This window comes from Sediminicoccus rosea, assembly GCF_033547095.1.
GTDB lineage: Bacteria > Pseudomonadota > Alphaproteobacteria > Acetobacterales > Acetobacteraceae > Roseococcus > Roseococcus rosea.
Genome location: NZ_CP137852.1, coordinates 3745001 through 3756528, shown reverse-complemented (window position 1 = coordinate 3756528; position 11528 = coordinate 3745001). Strand labels below are relative to the sequence as shown.

10 protein-coding genes (1 of these 10 cut by a window edge) are annotated in these 11528 nt (G+C 72.9%); 5 read left to right on the top strand and 5 right to left on the bottom strand.

Going from position 1 to position 11528, the window contains the following annotated elements:
• Window positions 1–50: 50 nt before the first annotated feature.
• The gene (locus R9Z33_RS17940; RefSeq protein WP_318647928.1) at window positions 51–1301 is read left to right on the top strand and encodes an NAD(P)/FAD-dependent oxidoreductase; all 1251 of its coding nucleotides are present in this window, start codon (window positions 51–53) and stop codon (window positions 1299–1301) included.
• Between the two features lie 5 nt (window positions 1302–1306).
• Window positions 1307–2629, top strand: coding sequence for an MATE family efflux transporter (locus tag R9Z33_RS17935; protein ID WP_318651669.1), 1323 nt, complete (start codon window positions 1307–1309; stop codon window positions 2627–2629).
• Here the strand turns inward: R9Z33_RS17935 and R9Z33_RS17930 are convergent.
• The 4 genes from R9Z33_RS17930 to R9Z33_RS17915 form a co-directional block, all read right to left on the bottom strand.
• Window positions 2624–3049, bottom strand: a complete 426-nt coding sequence (locus R9Z33_RS17930; protein ID WP_318647927.1) for a hypothetical protein — start codon at window positions 3047–3049, stop codon at window positions 2624–2626. The genes R9Z33_RS17935 and R9Z33_RS17930 overlap by 6 nt on opposite strands.
• A 194-nt stretch (window positions 3050–3243) precedes the next feature.
• On the bottom strand, window positions 3244–6390 hold the full coding sequence (locus R9Z33_RS17925; RefSeq protein ID WP_318647926.1) for an error-prone DNA polymerase: 3147 nt from the start codon (window positions 6388–6390) through the stop codon (window positions 3244–3246).
• 234 nt (window positions 6391–6624) lie between these two features.
• Window positions 6625–7974 carry a DNA polymerase Y subunit UmuC family protein gene (locus tag R9Z33_RS17920; protein WP_318647925.1) on the bottom strand — a complete coding sequence of 450 codons (1350 nt, stop codon included), beginning with the start codon at window positions 7972–7974 and terminating at the stop codon, window positions 6625–6627.
• Window positions 7975–8092: 118 nt separating this feature from the next.
• On the bottom strand, window positions 8093–8860 hold the full coding sequence (locus R9Z33_RS17915) for an ImuA family protein (protein ID WP_318647924.1): 768 nt from the start codon (window positions 8858–8860) through the stop codon (window positions 8093–8095).
• Window positions 8861–9030: 170 nt separating this feature from the next.
• Between R9Z33_RS17915 and R9Z33_RS17910 the strand changes: the two genes are divergently transcribed.
• Complete coding sequence (locus tag R9Z33_RS17910; protein ID WP_318647923.1) at window positions 9031–9825, top strand: serine protease; 795 nt, start codon at window positions 9031–9033, stop codon at window positions 9823–9825.
• Window positions 9826–9833: 8 nt separating this feature from the next.
• Here R9Z33_RS17910 and R9Z33_RS17905 read toward each other — a convergent pair whose 3' ends face one another.
• A complete protein-coding gene (locus R9Z33_RS17905; RefSeq protein ID WP_318647922.1) occupies window positions 9834–10064 on the bottom strand; it encodes a DUF1127 domain-containing protein in 231 nt (76 codons plus the stop codon).
• 104 nt (window positions 10065–10168) lie between these two features.
• On the opposite strand from R9Z33_RS17905, the gene R9Z33_RS17900 reads away from it, so the two are divergent.
• Both R9Z33_RS17900 and R9Z33_RS17895 read left to right on the top strand, forming a co-directional pair.
• Complete coding sequence (locus R9Z33_RS17900) at window positions 10169–11032, top strand: LysR family transcriptional regulator (RefSeq protein WP_318647921.1); 864 nt, start codon at window positions 10169–10171, stop codon at window positions 11030–11032.
• Window positions 11033–11084: 52 nt separating this feature from the next.
• On the top strand, window positions 11085–11528 hold the 5' portion of the coding sequence (locus R9Z33_RS17895; protein WP_318647920.1) for a Bug family tripartite tricarboxylate transporter substrate binding protein. It continues 522 nt past the right edge of the window; 444 of the gene's 966 nt are visible here — the first part of the coding sequence; its start codon is at window positions 11085–11087; its stop codon lies beyond the right edge, outside the window.

Below are 11528 nucleotides of genomic sequence, written 5' to 3'. Positions count from 1 at the left end.
AGTGTCGGGCCGCATTGCGGGCGCGTCAATCATGCGCGAGCATCGCTCCCATGGACCCCAGACCTCGCATCCTCGTCATCGGCGCCGGCATCGTCGGGCTGTGCTCCGCCTGGTATCTGGCGCGCCAGGGCGCGGAGGTGACGCTGGTGGACCGCGACGGTCCTGGCGAGGGGACCTCCTCGGGCAATGCGGGCGCGATCTCGGGCGGTTCGGTTGCGCCGCTCGCCATGCCGGGCGTGCTGAAGCAGGTGCCTGGCATGCTGCTCGACCCCAAGGGCGCGCTGCATATCCCAACGCGCTACTGGCCCGCGGCCTTCCCCTGGCTCTGGCGCTTCGTGCTCGAGGCGCGGCCAGAGCGCGTGCAGGAGATCGCCGAGGCACTGGCCGTACTGCTGCACGGCGCGGAGGAGCGGCACCTGGAAATCCTGGAGGCGGAAGGCGCGCTCGACCTCATCGCCCATCACGGCCAGCTCTACCTCTATCGGGACGCCGAGCACCTCGCGAAAGATGATGCGGCCTGGGCGCTGCGCCGCGCGCATGGGCTCGAGATGCAGGTGCTGGACCGCGCCGGGATCCTGGCGCTGGAGCCGGAGGTATCCTCCACCTATGGCGTGGGCGTCTTCCTGCCGCGCCAGGGCCATTCGGTGAATCCTCTGCGCCAGGCGCGCGTCATCGCGCGCGGCATCGAGCGCATGGGCGGGCGCATCCTGCGCGGCAGCGTCTCGGCCCTGACCACCGAGGGGCATCGCGTCACGGGCGCGCTGGTGGATGGCACGCCGCTCCTGGCCGACCATGTGGTGCTGGCCGCCGGCGCCTGGTCGGCCAAGCTGCTCGCACCGCTCGGCATCAAGGTGCCGCTGGAGAGCCAGCGCGGCTATCACATCATGCTGCCCAATCCGGGCGTCATGCCGCGCCGCCCTGTGGTACCGGCCGACCGCAAGGCCTTCATCACGCCGATGGAGGAGGGGCTTCGCATCGCAGGCACCGTCGAGTTCGGCGGCACGGAGGCGCCCCCCAATCCGGCCCGCGCCGCGCTGCTGCTGGAGGATCTGGCGAAGGTCTATCCGCAGGCCGATACGCGTGGGGCGAAGCCGCATTGGATGGGGCATCGCCCCTGCCTGCCGGACAGCCTGCCCGTGGTCGGCCCGGTGAAGGCCTGGCCCGGCCTCTGGTGCGCCTTCGGTCATGGGCATCTCGGGCTCACCGGCTCGGCGCCGACCGGCGCGCTGCTCGCCGCCGCCATGCTGGGGCCGCGGCCCAATGCCGACCTCACGCCCTTCGGGGTGGAGCGCTTCGCGTGAGCGCCATGGCGCGGCCCAGCTCGGCCGAGCTGGCCAAGCGGATCCTGGCTTTGGCCGCGCCCACCACGGTGCTCTCCGCCTTGCAGGTGGTGGCGCTGCTGATCGAGACCTGGATCGCGGCGCGGCTCGGCCGTTCGGCGCTGGCGGGCTGGGCGGTGGTGCTGCCCTTCGCGCTGCTGCTGGGGCAGATGTCGGCGGGTGCCATGGGCGGCGGCGTGGTCAGCGCCATCGCCCGCGCCTTGGGTGCCAAGAAGCCGGAGGAGGCCTCGGCGCTTGCCGTGCATGCGCTGCTCATCGCGCTCGGCTTCGCGGCCATGTTCGTCATCCTGCTCGCGGGCTTCCCCTGGACGCTGCTGACCTGGATCGGCGGGCCGGAGGCGGCGGCGGCGGGTGCGCCCTATGCGGCGGTGATGTTCGGGCTCGGCGCCGTGCCGGCCTGGATGGCCAATACGCTCGGCTCCATCCTGCGTGGCGCGGGCAAGCATGCGCTGGCGGCGCGGGTGCTGAATTTCGCCTGGCTCGGCTACCCCGCGCTGGGCTTCGTGCTGGCGGAGGTGCTGGGCCTCGGGCTGATCGGGCTCGGTCTCGCCTTCGCGCTCTGCTTCTGGGCGGCGGCGGGGGTGATGGCGAAGGTCGTGTTCTCGGGTGCTGCGGGCTTCACGCCCAATCTGCGCGTACGGCTGGAATGGGCGCTGTTCCGGCGCATCCTGGCCGTCGGCGCCATCGCCTGCACGCTGGCGCTGATCGCGAACCTCGCCACCATCCTGGTGACGGCGCGGCTCGCCTCCTATGGCGCGGCGGTGGTGGCGGCTTACGGCGTCTCGGCGCGGCTGGAATTCATGATGATCCCGCTCGCCTTCGGCGTGGGCTCGGCGCTCACGGCCCTGGTCGGCCGCGCGGTGGGGCAGGGCGATTGGGAGACGGCGCGGCGCACCGCCTGGGTGGGCGGGATGATGGCCTTCGGCGTCTGTTCCAGCGTGGGCATCTCGGTCGCGATCTTCCCGATGTTCTTCGCCAACCTCTTCGCCTCGGATGCCGAGGTGGCGGCGATCGCGGCCCGCGCGCTGACCTTCATCGGGCCGGCCTTTGGCGGCTTCGGCCTCGGCATGGCGATGTATTTCGCGGCGATGGGTGCGGGGCGGATGGGCTACCCGATCGCGGCCGGCCTCTCGCGCCTGGGCATCGCGGTGGGCGGCGGCTGGCTGCTGGGCGATGTGCTGGGCTTCGGCATGGATGGGCAGTTCCTCGCCGTGGCGCTGGGTGTCACCGCCTATGGCGTGCTCGCGGCGGTGGCGGTGCGGGCCAGCGTCTGGGGGCCACGCTCATAGGCGCGGCTCGAAGGTGACGCCGCCGCGGCGCAGCGCGCAGGCCAGGAGGATGAGCGCCGGCATGGCCCGATAGGCGGCAAGCGGCGGGGCCAGGCGATGCAGCAGGCCGAGCGCCACGCTGCGCCGGCCCTGCTGCACGGCGCCGATCGCCAGCAGCAGCGCGGCCTCCGTGGTGTGGATCGCGGGGCAGAGTGGGCAGGCGAGCTGCAGGCCGGGCAGGGCGCGCAGCAGCGGATCGAGGCGAAGCGCCGCGCCCTCGATGCCCGCGGCGGCGAGGACCAGCGCGGCCTCCGCCACCGGGCCGGCGGGGCCGGGCCCGGCCCAGGCGCGGGCGGCATCCAGCAGCAGCCGCTCGGGATCGGGCAGGTTGTCCGCGCACTCATTGAGGTGGGGCCAGGTGGGAAGGCCGCGAGTCGCCATGGGCAGGTTCTCCGTGCTGCGGCGAGTATGCTGCAAATGAGAATGATTCGCAAATAACCATTGGGACGGCCTCTGGAGGATCCGGCCGCACCGCCGCCGGCGGCTACGCGATGCCTTCCCCAACCACGCCACATGTCGGAAGGCCGCCCCCCAAGCCGCCGCAGCCTGCGCCGGCGCTCGAGGCAAGAAGGCCATCACTTAAAATCCCTGCTGGGCTGGCGTAGCGCTTCCTTCCGCTTCACCCGTGGATCGGGCGAGAGGTTGGGCCGCAGCACCTCATCCGCATGGGCGATGGTCCTGGCCCAGGTGTCGCCATCCAGCTCATGCAGCCCGTGCAGCAGGGCCGAATGATCCTCCAGCTTGCGGACCAGCAGGTGCAGGATGGGCACATGCGCTTCGGTGCGCTCCAGGCGCCCTTCGGCGATGACCAGGCGTGCCGCCACCACCTCGCGCCGGAAGCGCTGCGAGATGTCGGGGAAGAGGACGAGATTGGCCGTGCCGTGCTCATCCTCGATGGTGAAGAACATCACGCCCTTGGCACTGCCCGGCCGCTGCCGCACCAGCACGAGCCCCGCCACGCGCAGCCACTTCCCCTGCCGCGCGCGGGCGTAGTCCAGCGTGCTGACGGCGCCGCGCCGTGCGAGTTCACCCCGCAGCAGCGCCAGCGGATGCGGGCCGAGGGTCAGGCCGGTGCCGGCATAATCCAGCACCACGCGCTCGCCCGCCGTCGCCAGCGGGAGTTGCGGCGCGGCCTCGGTGATGGGGGCGGCGAGGGCTGTCGCGTGTTCGACGGCCGCCGCTTCCCAGAGTGCCGCGCGGCGGTCGAGACCCAGGCCCCGCAGCGCATCGGCCTCGGCCAGGCGCTCCACCGCGCCCCGATCCAGGCTCGCACGCCGCACCAGGTCGCGGAAATCGGCGAAGGGGCGTGCGGCCATGATGCGCCCGGCCACCTTGTCGGAAAGGCCCGTCACCTGGCGCAGGCCGAGGCGCAGCTCTTCCCCCTCCAGCGTGCAGTCCCACTCGCTGATGGTCACATCGATCGGCCGCACCCGCACGCCATGCTCGCGCGCGTCGCGGATGATCTGCGCCGGCGCATAGAAGCCCATGGGCTGGCTGTTCAGCAGCGCCGCCGCGAAGGCCGCCGGGTGGTGGCATTTCAGCCAGGCCGAGATGTAGACCAGCTGCGCGAAGCTCGCCGCATGGCTCTCCGGGAAGCCATAGGTGCCGAAGCCTTCCAGCTGGCGGAAGCAGCGCTCGGCGAAGCCGGGGTCATAGCCGTTGCGCGCCATGCCCTCGAGGAACTCCGCGCGGAATTGCGGGAGCTGGCCGTTGCGCTTGAAGGTCGCCATGGCACGCCGCAACTGGTCCGCGCGCGTGGCCGAGAAGCCGGCGCCGACGATCGCGATCTTCATCGCCTGCTCCTGGAAGAGCGGCACGCCGAGCGTCTTGCCCAGCACCTCCTCCAATCCCGGCGGCACCTCCACCGCCTCCTCGCCATTGCGGCGGCGCAGATAGGGATGGACCATGTCGCCCTGGATCGGGCCCGGGCGCACGATCGCGACCTCGATCACCAGGTCGTAGAACTCGCGCGGGCGCAGGCGCGGCAGCATGTTCATCTGCGCCCGGCTCTCCACCTGGAAGACGCCGAGGCTGTCCGCCCGGCTCAGCATCTCATAGGTGGCGGGGTCGTCCTGCGGGATTTCGGTCAGCGCCGACTTGCCGATCAGCGCCAGGCCGCGCCGGATGCAGCTCAGCATGCCCAGGCCCAGCACATCCACCTTCAGCATGCGCAGCGCCTCGATGTCGTCCTTGTCCCATTCGATGGTGTGGCGGTTCTCCATCGCCGCGCGGGTCACGACGCACAGCTCGGTGAGCGGCCCGCGCGTGATGACGAAGCCGCCGACATGGGTGGCGAGGTGGCGCGGGAAATCCTGGATCTCATCGGCCAGCTCGCAGGCGAGCTTGAGGCGCGGGTCCTCCGCATCCAGCCCATGCTCGGCCGCGATCTCCGCCCAGGTGGCGTCGCCCGCCCCCCAGACGGCCTTGGCGAGCGGCGCCGTCACCGCCTCATCCAGGCCCAGCGCCTTGCCCACCTCGCGGATCGCGCTGCGCTCGCGGAAGCGGATCACGGTGGCGGCGATGGCCGCGCGGTGGCGGCCGTAGCGTTCGTAGATGTGCTGGATCACCTCCTCGCGCCGCTCATGTTCGAAATCCACGTCGATGTCGGGCGGTTCGTCGCGCGCCTCGCTGATGAAGCGCTCGAAGAGCAGGTCATGCTTGTCGGGCGGCACGGCGGTGATGCCGAGCGCGTAGCACACCGCCGAATTGGCCGCCGAGCCGCGCCCCTGGCAGAGGATGCCGCGCGAGCGCGCATAGCGCACGATCTCGTGCACCGTCAGGAAATAGGGCGCGTAGTTCAGCTTCGCGATCAGCGCGAGTTCATGCGCGATCTGGCGCGCCACCTTCGGCGGCGTGCCTTCCGGCCAGATCCGGCGCTCGGCCTCGGCCACGCGGGCTTCCAGCGTCTGCTGCGGGGTGCGGCCGGGGTCGAGGATCTCATCCGGGTATTCATAGGCGAGCTCGCGGAGGGAAAACCGCGCGACCTCCGCCAGCTCCGCCACGCGATCCACCGCCGCCTCATGCCCCTGGAAGAGGCGGCGCAACTCGCCCTCCGGCTTGAGGCAGGCCTCGCCATTGGGCTCGGCGTCCAGGCCGAGCTCCTCCACGGGGCGGCCCAGGCGGATGGCGGTCAGCACATCGGCCAGCCGGCGCCGCTGCGGGACGTGGTAGCGCACGCCGCCGGCCGCGATCAGCCTGGCACCCATGGCGGCCAGCGCATCGAGCCGCGCGCGGTCATCGCCGATGGCGCGGTGATGGGCGGCGACCATGAGCGGCATCGCCAGCGCGCGGCCGAACTCCGCCGCATCGCGCCGGAGCCGCGCGGCGAAGGCGGCGTCGGGCTTGCGAGGGGCCAACAGCGCCAGGGCCTGGCCGGGTGCGGCGGCGAGCAGCGCCTCGCGCGTCAGCGGGCATTCGCCCTTGGGCGCCTCCATCCGTGCCGCCGAGAGCATGGCGGTCAGCCGCCCATAGGCGGCGCGGTCGCTGGGCCAGGCCAGGTATTCCGTGCCGTCCAGCAAGGTGAGCCGCACACCCAGCAGGTAGCGCAGCCCCGCCTGCTCGGCCGCCACCATGGCCTGCACGCTGCCGGCGAAGCCCTGCCGGTCCGCCACGCCGATCAGCGAGTGGCCCAGGCGCTGCGCCGTCTCGACCAGCTCCCGCGCATGCGAGGCCCCCTCCAGGAAGGAGAAGTTCGAGAGCGCCGCGGGCTCGCCATATGTCATGCCCTCAGGCGCCGGGCGCCGGCTCCGCCGGCTTGGCTTCGGAACGCTGAAGCGTTCCGCCGCGCCTATTCGGCGCGGATACGCGGAGGGCGCTCCCGCGCTCGGATGAGCAGCGCTCCTTCCGAGAATCCGGCCGCGCCTGCGGCCGGCGCCGCCCAACCGGACCCATGGCCCGGCGCACCCGTGGCGCGGCGAAGCCAAGCCGGCAGAGCCGGCGCCCGGCGTCTGAGGGCATCAACACACATATCCATGCAGATACCACTTGGCGTCCGCGGCGCCGGGGGCGCCGCTGCGGCAGACCCACCAGCGGGCGCCGTCCTGGGTCTGCACCAGGTAATAGTCGCGCGGGCGGGCGCCGTGGCCGCTCCACCATTCGGGCTCCAGCCGCTCCGGCCCCATGGCGCGCAGGATGCGGTGGCTCTGCCGCCCCAGCCGCAGCAGGGAAGGGGGCGCATCGGGCAGCAGGGCCACGGCCTCCAGCGCCAGGGGGCGCCGCAGCAGCCGCACCGGGCGTGACGCCGGCTGGAACTCGGCCACCTTCGCGAAGGGGCTGACGCGGCGCAGCGCGCGCTCGGGCCAATGCGAGGCATGGGGCGCGAGGCGCCAGAGCTTCACCCGCTGCCCCAGCCGGTCGAGCAGAGCGGCCAGTTCCTCGGGCGCCGTGTCCTCGCCCGGCAATCCGGCCTGGCGGGGGGCAAGCGCCTCCGTCACCTCGGCCGCCAGGACCAGGCGCTCGAAGCCCAGTTCGGGCCGCAGTTCCTCCACGCGCCGGGCCAGCAGGCGGTGCAGATGGGCGGGCTCGCGGCTCGCCTGGCCCAGGCCCTGGCGGAGTTCCTGCCAGGAGGCATCGCCGCGGAAGGCGGTGAGGCGCAGCACCCGCGCGCCCTCGCCGGCGGCGAGCAGCCCCTCGCAAAGCTGCGCGATCAGCCCGCCGATGGCGCGCTCCAGTCCTGGGGCGGTGACCAGCGGCGAAAGGCAGTCCCGCGCCACGCGGTGGCGGGGCGGCGGGCGGATGGGGGTGAAGGGGGCGATGGCGCCGCGCAGCGCCGCCAGTTCCTGTGCGATGGCGGGGCCGAAGCGCCGGGCCAGCGGGCCGCGCGGCTGTGCCTCCAGCGCCGCCACCTCGCGCAGGCCGAGGCGATGCAGGGCGGCGATCACCTCGGCCGGCAGGGCGAGGGCGCTGACCGGCAGGCGTGCCAGATCGGGCATGGGGTCCAGCACCTGGGGGGGCAGGCCGGCGCGCAGCAGGGCGGCCAGCGCGGCGGGGGCAGCGCCGATCAAGCCCCGCGCCGGATGCCCGGCTGTCTCGAAGGCCGCCAGCACGCGGGCCAGCAAAGCGGGTTCGGGCTCCGGCAGGCCGGTGGTCTCGATGAGCAGCCCTTCGTCGCGCCAGAGGCCGACGAGGGGGGAGAAGCGCAGCGCCCAGATGGCGGCGCGCGGGGAGGCCAGGCCTGGCCCGTGCAGCATGAGGAAGCGGCGGGTTCCGGTGGCTTCCCCGGTGGCGGGGGCGAGGGCCGGTGCCACTGGCGGCCCCGCCTCGAAGAGCGGCAGCCGCGGCGTCCGTGCAGCGCGCCGCCCCGTCATGCGCCATGTGCCTTTTCGGACAAATGGATTTTCCGGGCCGCGGCGCGCAGTGCCTTGAAGGGATTGGGGGCTGGGGCCTCCCGGGCCCAGCCCCCGGAGGCCTCTTTTCGTGCCCTTTTCATGCGCCCAACGCCCGCCGGCTTGGCGCGGCCGCCCCCATCACCCGCAATTCGCCCCTGAGCGCGTCCCACTCGCCCGCCCAGGCCCCCGGCCGTCCGCCCCGCGCCCGCAGCAGCGCGATCTCCCAGGCCGGGTCACCGAGCTGATGGACCGAGCCACCCTCGCTGGGCCGGGCCGCCAGGCGCCAGCGGGTCAGCGCCGCGGTGGGGCCGGGGCTCTCATCTTCGCCGCGCAGCAGCAGGCCGATGCCGCCCCCCGTCTCGGCGGCAAGTTGCAGGCGGCGCGCGGCGGTGAGGTCGGGCGTCACGTTCATCACCAGGGCGGCGGCGATGGCCGGGCAGCGCAACCCTTCCTCGGCCGCCCAGAGCGCATCGGCCGGGCGGGGCGCGCGGACCAGGATCAGGCTGGCGGCGGAAAGGCCCAGGCTGGCGAGGCCGGGCGGATAGGCATCCGGCTCATCGGCGATCCAGAGGACGGAACGGCCGGGCAGCGCCGCCTGGGCGCGGGCCAGCAGCAGGCCAGCGAAGCCCATGCCGGCCCCGGGCTCGGCCGCCAGCACCTCATGCAGCCCGGCGAGCGGCAGGCCGCCCCAGGGGAGGTGGGCGTCCAGCTCGGGCGAGAGGGGCAGGGTGGCACGGCCGGTCTCGAGCCCCGGATCGAAGCGGGCGATCCGCGCGCGCAGCCCCGCCAGCAGGGCGGCGCGGTCCATCGCCGCCGGGCTGGGCGTCTCGGGTTCGGGCGGGGAGGGGCGCGGGGAGAGCAGCATGTTGTTCTTGAAATGTTCTAATCCCTGGCGCCCCCGCAGGTCAAGCTTTGGGTGCCGCGACAGGGTCTTGGAGTTCCATGTCCGACGTCCATCTTTCGGAAATTGTTAATTTTTACATCTCAATCTGAAGGAGATCGAACCGCGGGTGCAACATTGCCATGCCGGAAAACATGCGCCGCTTTCTCGGAATGTTCCTGGGGTTGCTGCTTCTGGCCGGCTGCGCCGCCCTGCCGGCGGAGCAGGCCGCGGGGACGCCCGCCGCGCGGGTGGCGCGGGACAGCCTGGCCAGCCTGCAGGCGGGCGGCGTCACCGTGGGTGCGGCGATCGCGGTGGATGGCCGCCACGTCCTGACCAACGCCCATGTGCTGCGCCAGGCGGGTGGCCCGGTCACGCTGCGCCGGGCCGATGGGCTGGCCGAGGCGCCGGCCCGGCTGGTCGCCGCCAGCCCGCGCATGGACCTCGCCGTGCTGCGCATGCCCGAGGGATTCCTGCGCCCGGCGCCGCTCGCGCCTGAATTGCCGGTGACGGGGGAGGCGGTCTGGGCGCTCGGGCCCGAGGGACTGGGGCGCGCCCTGGCCGAGGGGCGGGTGGCGCGGCCCTATGTGCAGATGCGCGGCTTCGGCCCCGGCTTCACGGCGGGACTCGGCGCGCTGATGGGATTTTCCGGCGGGCCCGTGGTGGATGGCAGCGGCCGTGTAATGGGGCTGACCACGGCCCTGCCGCAGCCGGGCGCCGCGCCGCTGCTCGCGGCCCTGACCGGCATGGACCTGGCCGGCCTGGCCGAGGGGGCACGGCGGCAGGTCTTCATCCTCGACATCCGCGAGGCGATGGCCGAGGCGGAGCGCCTGGGCGTTCCGCTCGCCGCCGCGCCGGAGCAGCCGGCGGTGGCGATGCGCCATCGGCCCTGGCGGGAGGCGGCCGGGTGGGCGGCGGGCCGGCTGGCCGGCACCGCCCCCCGACCCTGAGGCCGGGTTCAGCCGCCCTGGATGTCCCAGGGCTTGCGGGCGGCCTCGAGCTGCGCGTCCAGCCGCGTCACGCCGATGTCGCGCAGCAGATGCGGGTCCAACTCGGCCAATTGGCGGCGCGTGTCATAGGCGCGCCAGAAGCGGGCCAGCCACGTCACCCAGCCAAGGCCGACCTTCGGCGTCCCGAACCGCGCGGAAAGCCGCAGGGCGGAGGGAAGGGGGCTGAACTGGGCGGACATGATCTTTTCCTTTGGTGAAAGCGCCCTTGGGTTATCCCAGCCCTGGAATCATCATTCAAACGACTAATCTTGACGGTGAACATCAATTATCGTGATGTTGCCACATGAACCTCCCCGCCGGCCTCGACCCTGAACTGCTCCGCAGCTTCGTCCTCATCGCCGAGGGGGAGAGCGTGACCCGCACGGCCGAGAAGATCGGCCGCACCCAATCCGCCGTCTCCATGCAGATGCGCCGCCTCGAGGAGATCCTGGGCGAGGAATTGCTGCGCCGCGGCCATCGCGGCCTGGAGCCCACGCCCAAGGGCGCCTGGCTGCTGGAGCGTGCCCGCACCCTGCTGGCGCTGAACGAGGAGATCATCACCACCTTCCGGGCGCCCGCACTCACCGGCCAGGTGCGCCTGGGCAGCCCCGATGACTACGCCCTGCAATGGCTGCCCGGCATCCTCGCGCATTTCGCCCGCACCCATCCGGGGATCGAGGTGGATGTGCTCTGCATGAGTTCCGAGGAACTCGCGCAACGCCTGGAGCACGGCCATCTGGACCTCGCCCTGCTGACCGAGGGCCATGGGCGCGATGGCGAGGAGGTGTGGCGCGGCCCGCTGCGCTGGGTGGGCCCGCAGGGCAGCACGCTGCACAAGCGCGACCCGCTGCCGTTGGCCGCGGCCCATCCCGGCTGCACCTGGCGCCGTGCCGCGCTGGAGGCGCTGGGGCGCGAGGGCCGGCGGGTGCGCGTCAGCTACAACAGCACCACGCAGTCGGGCTGCTTCGCTGTGGCCCTGGCGGGCCTGGCGCTGACCATCTCGACGCCGACGCGCCTGCCGCCGGGGCTGGTCTGGATGGGGGAGGCGGAGGGCCTGCCGCCGCTCGGCGAAATGGGAATTCTCCTGGCGCTGGGCGAGGCGCCGCTGCTGCCCGGCGGCAAGGCGCTGGTCGAGGCGATCCGCGCGGGCTTCGCACAAGCCGCTTGAGGCGGCGCGCATGGCTGTGATCTGCTGCCGCGGTCACACCGGGGAAACCAACATGCAGCGCCGTTCCGCCATCACCGCCCTGCTCGCGAGTCCCGCCCTGGCCACGGGAAGCTGGGCTCAATCCTGGCCCGAGCGGCCGGTCCGCATCATCATCCCCTTCCCGCCGGGCGGCTCGAACGACACGGTGGCGCGCATCCTGCAGCCGCGCCTGCAGGAGATCCTCGGCCGGCCGGTCGTGGTGGACAACCGCGCCGGCGCCTCGGGCTCCGTCGCCTCGACCGAGACGGCGCGCGCGCAGCCCGACGGCCACACCTGGATGCTGGCGAATGATACGCTGGCCGGCAATGAGACGTTGATGAGCCTGCCCTACCGGGTGATGGAGGCCTTCACCTTCTGCTCGCTGCTGGGCACCTGTCCCTATGCGCTGACGGCGCATCCCTCCACGCCCTTCCGCACCCTGGCGCAGATGATCGAGGCGGCGAAGGCGCGGCCCGAT

Excerpts from the sequence above, each read along its gene's own strand:
- R9Z33_RS17940 (WP_318647928.1), top strand. The coding sequence starts at position 51 with ATGGACCCCAGACCTCGCATCCTCGTCATCGGCGCCGGCATCGTCGGG.
- R9Z33_RS17935 (WP_318651669.1), top strand. The coding sequence starts at position 1,307 with ATGGCGCGGCCCAGCTCGGCCGAGCTGGCCAAGCGGATCCTGGCTTTG.
- R9Z33_RS17930 (WP_318647927.1), bottom strand. The coding sequence starts at position 3,049 with ATGGCGACTCGCGGCCTTCCCACCTGGCCCCACCTCAATGAGTGCGCG.
- R9Z33_RS17925 (WP_318647926.1), bottom strand. The coding sequence starts at position 6,390 with ATGACATATGGCGAGCCCGCGGCGCTCTCGAACTTCTCCTTCCTGGAG.
- R9Z33_RS17920 (WP_318647925.1), bottom strand. The coding sequence starts at position 7,974 with ATGACGGGGCGGCGCGCTGCACGGACGCCGCGGCTGCCGCTCTTCGAG.
- R9Z33_RS17915 (WP_318647924.1), bottom strand. The coding sequence starts at position 8,860 with ATGCTGCTCTCCCCGCGCCCCTCCCCGCCCGAACCCGAGACGCCCAGC.
- R9Z33_RS17910 (WP_318647923.1), top strand. The coding sequence starts at position 9,031 with ATGCGCCGCTTTCTCGGAATGTTCCTGGGGTTGCTGCTTCTGGCCGGC.
- R9Z33_RS17905 (WP_318647922.1), bottom strand. The coding sequence starts at position 10,064 with ATGTCCGCCCAGTTCAGCCCCCTTCCCTCCGCCCTGCGGCTTTCCGCG.
- R9Z33_RS17900 (WP_318647921.1), top strand. The coding sequence starts at position 10,169 with ATGAACCTCCCCGCCGGCCTCGACCCTGAACTGCTCCGCAGCTTCGTC.